This window comes from Pseudomonas sp. PS02303 (assembly GCF_029959925.1).
Taxonomy (GTDB): domain Bacteria; phylum Pseudomonadota; class Gammaproteobacteria; order Pseudomonadales; family Pseudomonadaceae; genus Aquipseudomonas; species Aquipseudomonas mandelii.
The window spans coordinates 12,420-27,261 of the sequence record NZ_JASCOM010000010.1 but is presented as its reverse complement, the minus strand read 5'-3'; the positions used below and the strand labels follow the sequence as shown (position 1 = coordinate 27,261).

17 protein-coding genes are annotated in these 14,842 nt (G+C 56.0%); 11 read left to right on the top strand and 6 right to left on the bottom strand.

From position 1 onward, the window contains the following. Window positions 1-15: 15 nt before the first annotated feature. From QMX98_RS04795 to QMX98_RS04780, 4 genes are read right to left on the bottom strand one after another with little or no spacing between them, the layout of a single operon-like run. Window positions 16-1,050, bottom strand: a complete 1,035-nt coding sequence (locus tag QMX98_RS04795) for a hypothetical protein (RefSeq protein WP_013100922.1) — start codon at window positions 1,048-1,050, stop codon at window positions 16-18. 10 nt (window positions 1,051-1,060) lie between these two features. After that, a complete protein-coding gene (locus tag QMX98_RS04790; RefSeq protein WP_147811515.1) occupies window positions 1,061-1,630 on the bottom strand; it encodes a transglycosylase SLT domain-containing protein in 570 nt (189 codons plus the stop codon). After that, the gene (locus tag QMX98_RS04785) at window positions 1,623-1,895 is read right to left on the bottom strand and encodes a hypothetical protein (protein WP_081832467.1); all 273 of its coding nucleotides are present in this window, start codon (window positions 1,893-1,895) and stop codon (window positions 1,623-1,625) included. Before QMX98_RS04785 ends, QMX98_RS04790 begins: the two co-directional genes overlap by 8 nt. 37 nt (window positions 1,896-1,932) lie before the next feature. Beyond that, complete coding sequence (locus QMX98_RS04780; RefSeq protein ID WP_028621613.1) at window positions 1,933-2,913, bottom strand: ParM/StbA family protein; 981 nt, start codon at window positions 2,911-2,913, stop codon at window positions 1,933-1,935. Between the two features lie 260 nt (window positions 2,914-3,173). Here QMX98_RS04780 and mobI point away from each other — a divergent pair, with 260 nt between their 5' ends. Then, complete coding sequence (mobI, locus tag QMX98_RS04775) at window positions 3,174-3,668, top strand: conjugative transfer protein MobI(A/C) (protein WP_013100926.1); 495 nt, start codon at window positions 3,174-3,176, stop codon at window positions 3,666-3,668. 782 nt (window positions 3,669-4,450) lie between these two features. On the opposite strand, the gene QMX98_RS04770 is transcribed toward mobI, so the two are convergent. Continuing rightward, window positions 4,451-4,711 carry a hypothetical protein gene (locus QMX98_RS04770; protein WP_169870527.1) on the bottom strand — a complete coding sequence of 87 codons (261 nt, stop codon included), beginning with the start codon at window positions 4,709-4,711 and terminating at the stop codon, window positions 4,451-4,453. A gap of 385 nt (window positions 4,712-5,096) precedes the next feature. Here QMX98_RS04770 and QMX98_RS04765 point away from each other — a divergent pair, with 385 nt between their 5' ends. From QMX98_RS04765 to QMX98_RS04720, 10 genes are all read left to right on the top strand, one after another. Next, a complete protein-coding gene (locus tag QMX98_RS04765) occupies window positions 5,097-5,573 on the top strand; it encodes a hypothetical protein (RefSeq protein WP_147811512.1) in 477 nt (158 codons plus the stop codon). Between the two features lie 29 nt (window positions 5,574-5,602). Next, window positions 5,603-6,304, top strand: a complete 702-nt coding sequence (locus QMX98_RS04760) for a DUF2786 domain-containing protein (RefSeq protein ID WP_261985397.1) — start codon at window positions 5,603-5,605, stop codon at window positions 6,302-6,304. Window positions 6,305-6,625: 321 nt separating this feature from the next. After that, window positions 6,626-7,255 carry a hypothetical protein gene (locus QMX98_RS04755; protein ID WP_103406875.1) on the top strand — a complete coding sequence of 210 codons (630 nt, stop codon included), beginning with the start codon at window positions 6,626-6,628 and terminating at the stop codon, window positions 7,253-7,255. A gap of 73 nt (window positions 7,256-7,328) precedes the next feature. After that, window positions 7,329-7,541, top strand: coding sequence for an exodeoxyribonuclease VII small subunit (locus QMX98_RS04750; RefSeq protein WP_013100931.1), 213 nt, complete (start codon window positions 7,329-7,331; stop codon window positions 7,539-7,541). Continuing rightward, the gene (gene xseA / locus QMX98_RS04745) at window positions 7,528-8,922 is read left to right on the top strand and encodes an exodeoxyribonuclease VII large subunit (protein WP_282410354.1); all 1,395 of its coding nucleotides are present in this window, start codon (window positions 7,528-7,530) and stop codon (window positions 8,920-8,922) included. Before QMX98_RS04750 ends, xseA begins: the two co-directional genes overlap by 14 nt. A gap of 89 nt (window positions 8,923-9,011) precedes the next feature. Beyond that, on the top strand, window positions 9,012-9,482 hold the full coding sequence (locus tag QMX98_RS04740) for a ParB/RepB/Spo0J family partition protein (RefSeq protein ID WP_147811510.1): 471 nt from the start codon (window positions 9,012-9,014) through the stop codon (window positions 9,480-9,482). A gap of 15 nt (window positions 9,483-9,497) precedes the next feature. Further along, on the top strand, window positions 9,498-9,728 hold the full coding sequence (locus QMX98_RS04735; protein WP_147811509.1) for a hypothetical protein: 231 nt from the start codon (window positions 9,498-9,500) through the stop codon (window positions 9,726-9,728). Between the two features lie 106 nt (window positions 9,729-9,834). Beyond that, window positions 9,835-11,775, top strand: a complete 1,941-nt coding sequence (locus tag QMX98_RS04730; protein ID WP_282410353.1) for an AAA family ATPase — start codon at window positions 9,835-9,837, stop codon at window positions 11,773-11,775. 168 nt (window positions 11,776-11,943) lie between these two features. Beyond that, a complete protein-coding gene (locus QMX98_RS04725; protein ID WP_282410352.1) occupies window positions 11,944-12,480 on the top strand; it encodes a hypothetical protein in 537 nt (178 codons plus the stop codon). 34 nt (window positions 12,481-12,514) lie between these two features. Continuing rightward, window positions 12,515-12,709 carry a hypothetical protein gene (locus QMX98_RS04720; protein WP_282410351.1) on the top strand — a complete coding sequence of 65 codons (195 nt, stop codon included), beginning with the start codon at window positions 12,515-12,517 and terminating at the stop codon, window positions 12,707-12,709. A gap of 324 nt (window positions 12,710-13,033) precedes the next feature. Here the strand turns inward: QMX98_RS04720 and QMX98_RS04715 are convergent, their stop codons facing one another. Continuing rightward, window positions 13,034-14,809: a phosphoadenosine phosphosulfate reductase family protein gene (locus QMX98_RS04715; protein ID WP_282410350.1), complete on the bottom strand. Its 1,776-nt coding sequence runs from the start codon at window positions 14,807-14,809 to the stop codon at window positions 13,034-13,036. Window positions 14,810-14,842 lie beyond the last annotated feature (33 nt).

Sequence of the window (14,842 nt, the reverse complement as noted above, 5' to 3'; positions counted from 1 at the left end):
CCTGGCAGAGGATGTTCAGTGGTTGCACCAGATGCATCGGCCGGGCTTGAGCGCGTAACGAGCATTGATCTCCTTGCACTTGCTGCACGGGGTGAGAGTGATGTCTCCGGTCTTCATTGCGTTGCTGAGCTGGTAGCCATTGGAAGGGGAGATCATATCGCTGGCCTCGACGCCAACCGCTTTACACAGCTCCACATACTCACGATGAGCCGCAACCACCGCGCGAGCATTCGTCCGCCGAAGAGGATTGTCGGCGAGCAGCCTGTACACAGTGAGGTAGAGCAGGCTGTGAAGAGGGCTTTCAGCCAGTGTCTTATTCGGTGCCTGTATTCGCCCGCTTTGGGACTGGACAAGGGGGGTATCCCGTAGCAAAGAGCGCTTCATCCGTACTACCTCGTCTGCATTCAATCCTGTCCATTGCGCGACCAGCTTTGGCTGTAGCTTCTGCTGAAGCAACTCGGTCGCAACCACATCGAGGGGCATCGTAGACGGATAGTCTTTAACCCGGCCTATGCCACTCACGCCAGGCTTCAGGAAGTACCGAAGGTCGCCAAGCAATACGGTGGTCACGTCTCTCAGTTGATCATCTGGCGATGATAGGTTCATCCTCAGCTTCCTGAGGTTGCACCTGGTGCCAATCGAGAACCCGCCGCGGCTCACCAGCATCATGCGAGAGTCGAAAGATCCTGCCTCGAACACCCGATACCCAACATCGTCGAGGCCTACAGCCAGAATAGGGCTTGTTTCGTTGACGCGGGAGAAATGACAAAACTCCATGAACATGACCATCTTGTTGCCAATCTCCCTGAATTCCTCATCGTCCAGGTAGCCCCTGCCGACTTTCAGGGTGTTGTAGTGAACACGGTAGAGAGAAACGGGAAGGGCATCTACAGCGTTCAACTGACGCTGGTTCGCGCTCAAAGACGAAAGCCAAACCATATCGCTTTGAGTCAAGCGCTGCTCGGCGAGAATGACATTGAAATCCCGCAAGCCAGATGTCAGCCAGCGCAGACCCATTTGTATCATCGATGCGTTGATCTTAACTCGCATGTCCCTGCCCTTACTTTAAACGCTGTAGTGAACGCCAAATGCTGAGCACATTACTCGCATACTCGCGTGCGTCAAGTTCACGCTTTGGGTTTCGTGTATGGTACCCACCAATAGCAAGTTGCATATCGACAGGATATTGAGCAATCGACTCGCAAAGTATCTCAGCACCAACGCGGATGTTCACCTCGGGGTCAAGAAGAAACTCCGGGCGCGCTACTCTATTTCCGTTCCAACGATAGTTTATTTGCATAATCCCTATGTCGGTGAGGATGTCTTCGGCAATATATTTGCCGAGTACAGCCTTGGCATCCATGTAGGTATTAGGGTACAGAGCGCCACTAGGTTCATTGCGAAGCGCAAACGGGTGAGGTGCAATCATGCCTTTTCCGGCAGATGTTTTAGATTCCTTTAGAGCTAGTGAATATAGAAGCAGAGGGTCCGGCTTGCATACGGAGGCCATTGACGCTCGCTCCCACATCGTTCCTTTTAATGAAAAACCATTAGCTTTAGCGCTCACTGAAGTACCTATGGCAATGCATGCAGATACTGCAATAAAAGAGCTGATACGGATATTAAACATTTGCCCCCCTTATCCAGCTGGCAACTGGACGAGAGACTGGCTCATTACTGATTTGTTCTTTTTTGTCATCAGCAACAATATTGTCTTGCTGAATATCTGCTTGCTTACTTTTAGCATCTTCGGTCGCACTAATCATGCTTAGATATAGCGCTGCCATTGCAACAAGTCTTTTGCCACGATAATCGGGGTCAATAGTTTCAAGATGCGCGTGCAATTCTTGTGTCGCTGGCGTGACTCGGCATTGTAGTCTCATCGTTTTATCCACATTCCCTCCTCAGCGCGTCCTTGCGCACCCGTTTACATTAAGAGCGTGCGATATGCCAGAAACCTTCGGCATTGCTTTTTACGCTGTTCACGGGCTTGACTACCAATGCATCGGGAAATTCTTTTCTGGCAAATGGCTCATACAATGAGGCTCCCCCACCGCCGAGGATCACACAGTCGATAGCACGGCCCTTCAGGAATCGAAGTCCTTGTTTAATCTCAGTGAAAACTGATGGGATAACACGTTCGGCAGCACGCTCTAGATATTCTGCAAGTTCAACCTTGCGGCCATAAATCAGGATGTATGACTTACCCGACTGGAGCGCATGTTCAATTTTTTCTACGCCAGGAATACCGCCATGATCCTTCGCAATTTCTTCATTGCACGCTTCAAGTACAACAGACATAGCCTTGAGGCTGCTGCTGCTGGAATTGACTACCAGTTCGCGATGGTCAAATACGACCCAATCAACACTGAAAAATCCCGGATCGATAATGATCGAAACTGACTCCTCAATAACTTCCGATGCATCTGAGTTGCAGTAGATCTCTGTCAGAGTCCCGATCGGCTGAGCAACAACCTCTACTCGCTTAACGGTAACCTCTCGCTTTGGCGTAATGCGATGTGTCCCAGTCATACGCTTTACTAGGGCTTCCACATAGGCCTTATCGCGAGCCTGCGAGACAGGAAGACCAGTTACTAAGCAGTCAATTACGTCTTTATCACCCGCTGCATGCAGCAGAGCACCCTTAAACAGGGCCTCATAGGCGTGCGAAGACGTGTAGTCCTCGTGCAGTTCTCGTCCATCCTGAACACGGCCGGGCGCGGCAAATGCCACCCAGGGCGCTCCATCAACCTCCACGATTACTTCACCAGCGCGTAACCCAGAATCCCCAGGCAGAACGCTCAAGGGAGCGGCCTGCGAGGGGCGAATAATCGACTCCGGATGCCCATCCCCACTGCCAAAAACGCCAATCACGTTGCTGTAACCAATATCCAGACCTAAGGCGTTACCCATTCGAATGCCGCTCCCAGCAAAAAATGACAAAAGAAGTGCGTCAGATGACGACGCGAATGACCCCGCAGCACATGAAACCCCACATCCAAAGAATCCCAAGCGCTATATCTGCATCACCCGGTCACAAGATGACGACGCACCGTAATAATCAGCCTTCCTGAAAGCTTTGGGCTTCGTTTTCAGGACGTTTTAGCGTCTGAAAACGATCCACGCCTTCTCTGTCGACCCGCAAAATGCTCCCATCCACAAAGGAGCAACATATGAACTCACCCTCTGAAGCCCCCAAACACCCAGCAGTAGCGGAGCTTGATCGCGTCTATTCCAGCCTTGTCGGCCGAGCGGAGGAGCTGCGCGACTCTTTCTTCCAGACAGCCCTTTCACTGCACGCAGGTAAGCCAGGGCACATACCGATCGTGATCCGTATCCGGCAATCCAGCCCGAATGCCGTCACCATCGAATGGGCGAAAGTCATTTTGCCGAGGCTCAAGGAAGGCGAAGCCAAGAAACCGCGGGTCATCCGGACAATCAACAAGGGTCAGGGAAGCAAGTACCCGGTCTCGTCGTTCTCATTCGTCAAGGAGCCCTTGAAGAACATCGTTCGGGCCTACGAAATCCAGCTCGCCGAGATCCGGGAAACGTGCTCGGTCATTCAGCGAGTCCGCCGTCAGCTTGTCCCTGCGGTGAAGAAAGCTGGCGTGGTTGACGGCTCGATTTCTGCGTTCATCACTCATGATTACCCCGCAACGTCCGATTAAGCGAGTCGCCTGGGAACTGTGCCGAAAAATGGTGGAGCCCAACAAAATCAAGGGCTCCGACCTACAACACCTCTTCACGACACCCCTTCACGACACCCTTCGACGATGATGACACCTCTTCACAGTACCGTTTGCTGCAAACTGACCCGGCTGAATAGCCGCGACGCCTTAGCGGGCGGGCGTTTCAGGCCCGCAACACCCCCTCACGACACCCCTTCACGACACCCCTTCGGCGATGACGACACCCCTTCACGGCAACCATCTGACGTGGATATCGCTACACGCCCCGTTGCGCGGGCCTTTCAGAGCGGCGCGCATGAAACTAGCCCCAATGCGATTTTCTCTCTATGTGAGGTGAACCGTCAGACTCCCATAAGCAAGCGAGGTGGTGTGAGGGTGGTTTTCCTGAACCTGTGTCGCGAAGCGGGTGAAGGGGGTGTAACGGAAGTGAGCAAGCACCTGCGGGCAGGGAGAGGGCGGGCAGCGGATTCGGAGCGCACTAAATCCTTGGGATTGATTGCGATGGTGGGAGCATTGGCACAGCGCAAATTTGCGGGCTGGAGTAAGCAGCCAGGATTGAGAGGGAGTAAATCTCATGCTCGGGAGCGAACAACTGGAACTACTGCTTGGATCAATCGGCGCATTGAGTGCCGGGTTAGCAACCGCCTGGCTGACCTACTACGGATCGAGGTATGTACTCAGCGATGCGAAAACCGACTGCGCGAAACTGCGGGCGGCGATGAAAGCCTTGGCTGGCAAATCTGCGAGCGTAAGGGGAGGGCCTAGCGAATGATCTTCGCGAACCTGCCATACCTCGGAGCATGGACATCAGCAATCCACGGGATGATTTTCACTGGCATGTGCATTACCGGCATCGCTTGCTGCGTAAGCTTGTCGATCAAGTCAGCATTGGTTGTCACCAGCGTGATATCGAACATAAAGAGCCGGCGAAACACGGCAATGAACAGGCGGTGACATTTGGAGTTTAGAAAAAGAGATGGCGGCAGGTTATTCCCGCCGGTGCTACCAAACGGCGATTTCATAGGCGTTGCCCATGGGAGCCAACTCCGGCAGGTTCTTTTTTCAGTGCGGGATGACGGCCTGTACGGGGAGGGTGTATTTCTCCTATGGCACGAAATATCCGGCGTATCCATCACTGACGCCAGAGGATTTCAGATTCGGAGCGGAAAATATGCCAGCGGCGGAATTGGATTTTACGCAGGGGCATCTGCTCTGCTCGATTTGACTGGGGAAATCGTTACCCGGATAGATGGATACACTGTCGACTACTGCTTGATGAACAGAATCAGTTACGAATCGAAAAGGAAGAGCTAGCTCGATGCTGCGGTCGTGCGCTTTTAAACGTGTCGCGAAGCGGATGAATACATTCTGGCAAGGCGAACCACAATCTAGGGATAAGGAGATTTTATGTACGGCATTAATGAGTTGATCGGGGCCAGCGGTAGTTTTTCTCTAGATGGATACAGCCTACCTGGGGACAAGGAATGGTCTGAGGAAATGTTAGAGGTTCTGCATGCAGACATTCCAGGGAGTCATGATCTCCTAATTGCAATCGTGCTGACTCAAGAGTGTGCAGAATTGCGCGAGCGAAGCTCTATGGCAATGACTGTAGTGCTTAGTGACTACGAGTCAACGCTCGGGCAGACCGATGCGTTGCGAGCAAGAACATTTTTCGCCGCAGCCATCACAGAGCTGAAGATGGTTCTGGATGAGCTTAAAGAACAGCCGCAAGCAGAGCAGGAAAAAGTGTTGTCGCGTTTGAGTGACTATTTCGGGGCAGGCGTCCAAAAGTTGGACACCTCGTTTGAAGGGATGGAGCAAGTATATTTGCTGAGCAACCCGAATACAGGGCGATATTGGTTGTCGCTGAAGCGTCATGCTTAATCACGTGTCGCGAAGCGGAGGATTGGCTGGTGAGTGAGTGCGCAATTGCAGACATGGATAAGCGCGCTCGCGCACTAGGCAGAATCAAGAAATGTTTTGCGCTCGCCAAATCCAGCAATCCGCATGAGGCCGAAGCAGCAATGCGGCAAGCGCGCAAACTTATGGACAAGTTCAAGCTGGAGGTAGGCGATGTGCATGCTACCCAGGCGGAAGAATTCGCCCTGCGGATCGGTAAAGCCAAAAGCGTTCCGCCACAATGGATTCGCATGTTGTCGATGACGGTTTCTAAGGCGTTTGGCTGTGTGAGTTTCTACAGCTATGGTGCTGATGGTCAGTCGCTGATTTTTATTGGAGAAATCGGTAGCGCTGAAATGTCGGCCTATGCGTATGAGGTGCTTATCCGGCAACTGAAAGACTCCAAGAGAAAATACCTCTCAGGAGTCAGCACTCAGGGCGCAGTGCAAAGGCGCAGAGCCGGAGTGCTGTATGCAGAAGCGTGGATCATCGGCGTACACAAACGAGTAGAGGAATTCGCCGGCGTTACGGAAGAAGGGGAGCGAGCAATCCGCGCTTATACCCAAAGACATTATCCTGGTGTTCCGATCACAAAGATGAAACGCCGAAAACTGGATATGGATGCGTACCGAGCGTACATTCAGGGTAAAAGGGATGGTGAAAGCGTCTCTCTGCACAAACCTATGGGCCGTGACGAGCACATGCTGTTGGAATGAGGTCCCGCCCAGGAATAAGTCCCGCTCGAGCGGGATTTTTTTCGTCCGAGGTTTGTCCCCTGAAAGTGGGGGTAAGCCTGTGGATAAAGTCCTGACGTGGCGGACTGGGAACGCTCCCCCGGCGATGCTCAAATTTCAACCAGTAGTGCGAAATCCGACATCACACTTGACGTTCGCAATCGAGACAGAGATATTTCCCTCGGCACACGGGTAGGTGCCTGCCGTCCACACTGGCAAAGCGAAAGCACTACCGACAAACCAACGGAACCCTTACGGGTGCTCCGAAGTGGACACAGAGCATCAGCCTTTGGAGGCTGCCGTATGCAAAACCCAATCACACTCCGCGATATCGAAAACCTCAAAAAGCTCGCCAAGCAGGCAAAGGTCCGTCACCCAGGACTGAGCCATACGCAGCGTCTCAACCTGATGGCGCAGCATCATCTTCAGGCACGTAGCTACCACGAAGTTCGCAGGTGGGTCGCCCGCTCGCTGGAGCAGCACTACGAGCGGAAGGACGGTGGCGTGGTCTACTGCAAGCTCTGCCGCTTTTCTTTCGTCCCCGGTATAGCCGAGGACTCGACTACTCACGAGAAGCGTCACCTCAATTTTGAGGAAGCTCTTTTCTCCCTCGGTGCGTTACCAGCTGCACATGCCACCCGAGAGCAAAGGAAACGCGAGGCGCATAACCTCATCCATTCCGCGCCGTCCCCCGGCGAGGAACTGGCTGGAGTCGAGCAACTGGTCAACGCCTGGTATGACCGTTCGCTGGAATCCGCGATCGGCAATGGCGACTGGAAGAAACACCCTAGCCTTGCCGAGTATGCCGCGATGATCGTTCCAACCGTTGAGGCCTGGTTGCGGCAGAGCAGGGCGTTGTACCTGTCCAAATACGGCTGCAATCGAGGCGTGATTCCAGAGGGTCAGACAACGTGGGTTCAGCCTGAGAGCTGATAGGGTTGGGTCTTTTGGGGAAGCTGCGACAATCGGCACGTTGATTGATCCCATCTTCCCCAGGACTTCCCACATGAGCCGAGATACCTACGAAGCCAACATCGCCTTCATCGACCAGACGGTAAAGCGCCTGGAGCGCAATGAAGTCAGCATCGACGAGTTGGAAACCCTTGCTCGCGAATTTGCGGATGCCCGTAAGTTCTGCGCCGACCGGCTTACCCGTATCGAGGGCGTTGTTCAAGCAACCTTGGGCGCTGAAGAAGGACAGGCCGGTGAGCGCACCTGATCCGATTGAGCAGCACCTCACTCTCAGCGCATACCTTACCCAGATCCAGAAGGCCATCCGTGCTGCGGTGCCAGACAGCTGCTGGGTTGTTGCGGAACTCAGCGACTTCAAGCGCCGCCCGAACGGCCACTGCTACATGGACATCTTGGAGTCGCGTGAGGGAGCCGAGGTCGCGAAGGCGCGGTGCACCATGTTTGCGAACGTCGCCGGCAAGGTACTTGGTGAGTGGCAGCAGGCAACCGGAGGCCTGCCCCAAGCAGGAATGAACGTCCTGCTGAAAGTGAGGGCGGATTTTTCCCCTCAGTTTGGCTTCTCCCTGATGGTCACCGGCATCGACCCGAGCTACACGCTGGGTGACATGCAGGCCAAGATGCAGAAGATCATTGCCTCCCTGAAGGAGCGGCAGTGGTTCGACCTACAGCGGGGGCTTCCCTCTCCAGGGGGCTTCTGGCGCGTTGCGGTTGTGGCTCCGCACGAGGCCGCTGGACTGGCCGATTTTCGGCGTGATGCAGAGCAGTTGGCTGCGGCCGAGGTATGCGGCTTCGAGTATTTCTCAGCGACGTTCCAGGGTCGTGATGCATCAGATAGCATCCGCTCTGCGTTGCGGACTGTTCATGAACAACATCAACAGCAGCCATTCGACGCCGTATGCATCATCCGCGGGGGGGGAGCGAAAAGCGATCTGGCCTGGCTCAACGACGCGAACCTTGCGGCTTGGGTCTGCCGGTTGCCTGTCCCGGTATTCACCGGCATTGGGCACGAGGTCGACGAGTGCGTGCTTGACCTCGTGGCGCACCGCCGGTTCGACACACCATCGAAGGTCATCGGGTTCATCAAGACAGCGCTCATGTCTGAGGCCTCAACTGCTCGGGCTCAGGTCGAGCGGGCCAACGGCATGATCTTGCGCCTGGTGTCTGGCCAAGCCCCGCATCTGGATCGCGCTTGGGGCACCTTCAGCCGGCGGGTGACGGAAATGCTCCATGGGGAGCACCGGCAACTGTTGCAACAGCAAAGCAGCCTCGACAAAGGCCGGGACCGCCTCATCAGCCAACAGCGCATGGCCCTCCAGCTCGCGCAGGATCGATTTTCAAGGCTCGGGGCTGGTCTGTGTGTAGCTGAGCGCCAAAGGGGGCTGTTTGCCGCCTCGAGGGTGGCTTCCCTGAGTAGGGCGCTGATCACCAAGGAGTTTTCGCGCCTGGAGCTTGCATGCACGGTCTACGACAAGACAAACCTGCTTGCACTGCTCGGGAGAGGCTTTGCCTTAGTCCGTGGCCCTGGTGGGGAGATTATCAGCAGTGCCCAGCAGGCTCGCGATGTCAGCAAGCTCGATCTGGCCTTCGCCGATGGCCATGTCATTGCGGTAGTGGCAAAAGCGCAATGACGCAGCAGAAATATTCCATCTGAATTGCCGAAGAAGGCTGCGAGTGGCGAACCGCAGAGCACTACCCCGAAAGGTCGAGGAAAACAGACTTGAAAAACCCCACGGCGGTCCAAACGAACAAGCTGGTGCGAAGCAAGCTCAGCCCAAAAACTCCCAGTCAGGCCCAAGTCGATGCTATGGCTGAGAGCATTCTCAGTTACGGAATCATGGAGCCCCTTTTGGTTACCCGTCTTGGTGACCGCTATGAGATTACCCCTGGCGGTGGCCAGGTTCGCTGGCTGGCAGCTAAGCAACTGGGTATGGATATAGTCCCTATCCGTGTCGTGGAGCTCGATGATCATTCCAAGGCCGCGGCAGCCCTTATTTGCAACACTGTCCGAGAGAATATTGCGCCAGAAGAGGTCATCAACAGCCTTGAAAGGTTGGTTTCCGAGTTCGGGATAAATGCGGCCGATATTGTGACTGAGCGACTACCTGAGCTTCAGGAGATATCTGCTGAGCACCCAGAGTTTCAAGACCGGATCAAATCCTTACTTGATAGCTGTGAAATCGAAAACTGATCAAGGAAAGCGGATATGGCCAGCCGACGCCAGCCCTTCACCCCATGCAAGCTGTACATCGATGGCGCTGACGACCTAAGCGCTGGCGACTACATCCTCACTTCCGGTGGGTCGGCCTACCTAGTGCAGGCTACTCGGCCCAGCCCGAGCAAACCTGAGCGTCTGTATCTGGACTGCCTGCGCTGGCCGTCCGACCAGATTCCCGAGGACGCCAGGTGCTACCGGCTCAACTGGTACCGGCGTTGAGACAGTGTGACGTTCGGCCGGCCTGGCATACACTGGGTAGCTGAGCCCCGCCGCCGGCGCTAGCGCTGGTGGTGGTCGACGATGTGCATTCCATCGAGAAGAAAGCGTGACCGACCCGGTTCTTTACATCCCACTGCTGGCTTCACAGGCCGATTCCTTGGTTGATCCGAGTGGTTCTGCTCGTGTCCTACTTGGGCAGTGGGACGTGGCCCAAGTGGCTTCGGTGGCTGTCATCCAGAATTTACCGGCCCTGGACGGAAAGCCGAAAAGCGAAACACTCGTTGAGAAGGCCTTGGCCGAGTTGATTTCAGTCGGAACAGAACTGAGCCAAACGCATCCACCTGGTACGTTTTCCAGCCTGATTGCCGGCCGATTTAAGCGTGAGTTGTTTGAGAGAGGGCTGGCGCTCATGCCTCGGCTGCGGCTTCGCTTTCTGGATGAAGAGGCGCTGGATGCCAAGCAGTTCCTGATCGGTGGGCATTGGGACTTCAATTTCTGCGCTGCGCACACCCAGAAGCTCAATCCGCTCAAGCATTCGTTCGAGACCCCATCGGGGAAGATAATTTCTCTGTCAAACCAGCAGAGCCGGACGTTTCGCGTTATCCACGCCGAACCAGACGAAAGCATTCATATCCAGGGCCTGGCTGGTACCGGCAAAACCCACATGATCGAACGCTTGGTGGACTCGCTTTCATCATGTCGACCACTCGTGCTGGCGTTCACCGCGGTGCAGCTCCAGGCCTTGATGCAGCGAATCGGAGCCGCGAACGTGAGAGGAATGACGTTCGGAGATCTCGCCAACTATGTGCTTGAGCGAAGTGTCGGCTATTACAGGCCGGGCAAGCGGGCATCCGCTCGGCACCAGGTTGCCCCGGAAGACATCGCGTCCCGGTTAGGCTTCGGGTCGATCAGTAGGCTCAGCCCAGCCCAAGTGGCCACGGCCTGCGCAAGAATGGTTGCCTCTTTCTGCAACAGCACTGACCTTGCTTTATCAGAGCAGCACATCCCCAAAGGGCTTACCCTCGATACCGTAGATCGCTTGGTGCTGGTGGGGTATGCGCAAAGGCTGTGGGATCAGACCATAGAACCAACCGATCAGCGCCTTCAGCTCCCGCTTCGCGGGTATCACCGAATCAAGCACATGACCCTTCTTCATGAGGCGGTCATAGGCCTGGAGTTCACCCACATCATTGTCGACGAAGCGCACGACCTGAGCTGGCCACTCTCGGTATTTCTGGACCGCTGTACCCAACCCGTGATTACCCTGGGTGACGCATGCCAGCGCCTGGATGGGAGCTACTACCAACGGGCCAGCACACTACGCAAGCACGAGATCACCCACTCAATCCGCGCCGGCCGGCAGATCGAGGGAGTCATAAACCCCCTCATCGACAAACACCCGATACTGAAATTGGCGTCGCTCGAGGGCAACAACGGCATCGAGACAAAGGTTGTCTACTACGACAAGCCAGAGGTTCCCGCCGGGGCCGTGACGATACTGGTTGATTCCGAGTGGGGATTATTCGAGTGGTTTCAGCGCTTGGGGAGCGCTGGCGCGAGCTTCAGCTTGCTACCTGGAGCAATCAACACTTTCCGCCGGTTCATTCTCGATTGCATTGGCCTGTTCCATGATCAGGTACGGCCAACCCACAGCGCGCTCTTCAGGTACACCAACTGGGATGATCTTCGGGCTGATATGGGCAGCAAAAATAGTAGCTTTCAGCGCATCGATCGGATGCTCAGCAAGGGCTATAGCTCATCAGAGTTCGAGGCATCGTTGCTCAACCTCGATACATCTGGGACAGCCGCGCTCCAGCTCGGACGGGTCATGGATGCCCGCAATTCCGAGATCGACGCCGTGATGCTTGCGCCAGACTTGCTCAGTCAAGTTGGGCCTGGTGATCGCGTTGCCGCGAGCAAGGCTTTTGCAGCCCTTTACACCGGGGGATCGAGAGCTCGTCACAAGCTCATCGTTCCTGGTTATCTCCGGGACTGGGCGTCTGATATGTCCACGGCAGCGAAAGCTCAGCCAACGCCCTCTGCCTGAAGGTCTCGCCGGCGGACCAGTGTGCAGATTGGCCAGGGGCGTACATGCGCGCACGTCGCCCAAAACCGAGGGAAACGTTTTCTGACCGCTTTACGACCTGAATACAGCCTTGCTGGCGCTGACGGCGTGGAATAATCGGTCGAAATCACCGATCAAGGTTCCCCTCCAATGAATGATCTGTCGAAAGCCCTACTGGGGATGGCGATACTGCCACTCCCGTTGCTGGGCTCACTTGCTTTGTTACCTGGTGTAGACGCGCCCAGCCAGGGAGCATGGATAGTCACCGGCACCCTCGCTGCTGCTGGCGCTCTCGGGGCTTGGCTTCTTGAGTGGACCGAGCGAAAAGTGGTGGCGAATCGCGTCGTTATCGACCTGAAGCCGAATCAAGTGATCGTCGATGGGGTGTCGATCGACTGCGCGTTTTCCTCCATGACTCATTTCTTCAGGAGCCGCGATGCCCTTGCCGAGGCTGTTCGTCTCGCGGTCAACGAGGCCATGCTCAAACAGGAGAAATTCCTTGTCGCCCGAAAATCGGCCCTCATCAGGATCTGGCCGGGGAGCTTTCAGGTGACCGACTTCGAGCTGGAGGCTCTTTCCGCGGCCGTGACAGCGGAGTTCATTTCACCGGCGTTTGAGCTGATGGGGCAACCGATGGCTGCCCAGGATCACAGCAATCTTTCGAGTGCTTCGACAGCGAATCGCTGAGCACACAACGCCTTCCGGACAGAGGAATCGAACAATGGCCATCAATGAAGAAATTCAAGCGGTACTCAGCAACCCCGGAACCAGTGACTGGCTGAAGTGCAGTTTGGAGAAGGCGATCCACCGCGATTGCGTGGATGCGGCCAATGATGCCGAGCTGCTGCATGACCTGCTGAATCGACGGTGCGATGCAGTTCTAAACGCATCAGCCGGCCAGGCCATCCCTCGCTGAGAGGGATGGTCAACTACAACAGAATGCCGGGTACTCGCTGGCGATCCATCGAGCCGGCTTTCGAGGCGGGTACCAACTCCTGGCAGTGCCATCCATCAGCGAGCTGGATACAACCCGGCGCGATCCTCGCTGCCGACCTCGCCTCGGCAGGCACGGCCTGGTATTGGATGGGCGCGCTCGTGCAAGCGCTGGTGAGAATTGCGAGCAGTGCGAGTGGCAGAGCCTGGCGCGGCATGGGATGTGTCCTCTGGGTTGAGTTCGAGCCGAATCATGCCGCTCGGCACGAAAATCCCAAGCCGACCAATGCGTAGCCGAGCGGAACGATCAGAACAGATCGATCTGGCCCAATGAGTTACCGCCCAGGCGGGTTATCAGCGCAGCGCGGTCATGCAGGATGGGCTGAAGATCGCTTCTGAAAATCTGGTTGGACATCCGCATCATCCGATCCCAGTCGCCATGGTCGCCCTTGTAGATCGCGATGGTTCCCAACCCCATCAGGTAATGCAGCCCCGCAGTCGGAGACTGGTCGAAGGTCACGCGGGACAGGGCGTTATCCAGCTCGAAGTTCACGAACAACTCTGCACCTTCGCGATCGATCTCGAATCCGCTGCTGGTCACCACGTCCATCACCACCATGCCACTGCGTGTTGTGGTCAGGAACTCAGCATCGGCAGCAGCATGGGAAATACTGCGCAGGCCGTTGAACATTCCCTGGTACTGATCATCACAGAACGGCACCTCGACCTCGGGGTATCGCAAATCTGCCTCGGTGTACTTTGGCAGCGCCGCGATATCTGGGATCTCGTAGCGAACACCTTGCTCGTAGACCTCCAGGAACACTCTCATTGCAGTAAACGGCTTCTGGTACCCATACCGGCCCCAAAGCGCCTCAACCGCCAGCAGTTGCTGGATATCCAAGAGCGTGAAGCGCGGCTTGATACCGGCTTGCTGGGCGGCGTCAAATTCGTCGAGCTGGATCGTGAGCATGATTCCCAGCAGCTCTTTAGTGAATGCCGGCGAGTAGGAATTCGGAGCGATTTTTATCGTCCCCGTTTCCTTATCAATCGTGCGTGCCAGCCAGCATCGAGCGCTCGGATCGAAGTGGCGGGCCTTGATGTAGTTCCGCAAGTCGTTCAGAGGCTTGAGCCAGTCGTACTCGCCGCCTTCCTTGGCGATCATGCTCTCGGCCGACGAGTCTCGAGAGACGCGGGTACATGACCAGCAGCCTGTCCGATGGCCACACGCAGGGCGCTCGGATTGTTTCCCAGCCAGGTAGACGTTCACCATGCAGTCCCCGCCATTCATGTCGCGGTAGACCTCAACCAGCTGATGAAAGCTGTCGTAGCACTCAATCCGGCCGGCGATCACCTGGCCGATGTAGCTGAACACGTCCATGGTGGTCATTTCAGCGATAGGGCTGAGTACCCAGTCGTGCCCGCCGGCGGCGGCGGCGAGATTCACCGCCTCAAATGCGCTCTCGCCACGCTCGGACATTTTCCGCTCGCGCTGCACCGATTCATCGAACCGGGTACCGATCAGCGAAACGATATCGTCGTCAGTACACTTGCGGCCGAGGCGAGCCGCGACATCCCGGAGAATTGCCTTCTTCACTCGTTTCAGGGGATCTGCTTTGGTCATTTGCTGGCATTTGGCGTTGGAGCCAACGCTGGCGATGATGCGCCCGCCGACCAAGCTCACCAGGTAGTCATTGCTCAAGCCCGGCTTCGCTACCCACACCTTCATCTCGATACCGGCGGCCTTCGCGTAGGCCTGCATCTGCTGCATCTGGCTCTGGTTGTAGCAATGGATCACCGGGTTTTCCATCCGGGTGTCGGAGTGCATGACGTTCAAGGTTGGCACCGCAAAACCTTCGGTGGCCAACTCGCGAATTGCAGTGAGCGCGATGTTCAGCGTAACGCTTGAGTACTTGCCGCCACTCCACGCCACAACAGGCTGCTTGCCGGCCCGCACGACGCGCTTCACAGCGTCGACCGCACCGGCAATCTTCTCGGTCAGGGTCTTCTCAGGCCCACGAACAACATTGGCAGGCATCTCCTGGACGCCAGCGGAAGAGAACAGATCGACATCGAACAGCTGCATGACAAGCTCCGTGCTTGAATCCGGCTCCTCACT

What these genes read in the sequence shown, in the direction of transcription:
- QMX98_RS04795 (WP_013100922.1), bottom strand. Translation starts at nt 1,050, where the DNA reads ATGCGAGTTAAGATCAACGCATCGATGATACAAATGGGTCTGCGCTGG.
- QMX98_RS04790 (WP_147811515.1), bottom strand. Translation starts at nt 1,630, where the DNA reads ATGTTTAATATCCGTATCAGCTCTTTTATTGCAGTATCTGCATGCATT.
- QMX98_RS04780 (WP_028621613.1), bottom strand. Translation starts at nt 2,913, where the DNA reads ATGGGTAACGCCTTAGGTCTGGATATTGGTTACAGCAACGTGATTGGC.
- mobI (WP_013100926.1), top strand. Translation starts at nt 3,174, where the DNA reads ATGAACTCACCCTCTGAAGCCCCCAAACACCCAGCAGTAGCGGAGCTT.
- QMX98_RS04770 (WP_169870527.1), bottom strand. Translation starts at nt 4,711, where the DNA reads ATGAAATCGCCGTTTGGTAGCACCGGCGGGAATAACCTGCCGCCATCT.
- QMX98_RS04765 (WP_147811512.1), top strand. Translation starts at nt 5,097, where the DNA reads ATGTACGGCATTAATGAGTTGATCGGGGCCAGCGGTAGTTTTTCTCTA.
- QMX98_RS04755 (WP_103406875.1), top strand. Translation starts at nt 6,626, where the DNA reads ATGCAAAACCCAATCACACTCCGCGATATCGAAAACCTCAAAAAGCTC.
- QMX98_RS04750 (WP_013100931.1), top strand. Translation starts at nt 7,329, where the DNA reads ATGAGCCGAGATACCTACGAAGCCAACATCGCCTTCATCGACCAGACG.
- QMX98_RS04735 (WP_147811509.1), top strand. Translation starts at nt 9,498, where the DNA reads ATGGCCAGCCGACGCCAGCCCTTCACCCCATGCAAGCTGTACATCGAT.
- QMX98_RS04725 (WP_282410352.1), top strand. Translation starts at nt 11,944, where the DNA reads ATGAATGATCTGTCGAAAGCCCTACTGGGGATGGCGATACTGCCACTC.
- QMX98_RS04720 (WP_282410351.1), top strand. Translation starts at nt 12,515, where the DNA reads ATGGCCATCAATGAAGAAATTCAAGCGGTACTCAGCAACCCCGGAACC.
- QMX98_RS04715 (WP_282410350.1), bottom strand. Translation starts at nt 14,809, where the DNA reads ATGCAGCTGTTCGATGTCGATCTGTTCTCTTCCGCTGGCGTCCAGGAG.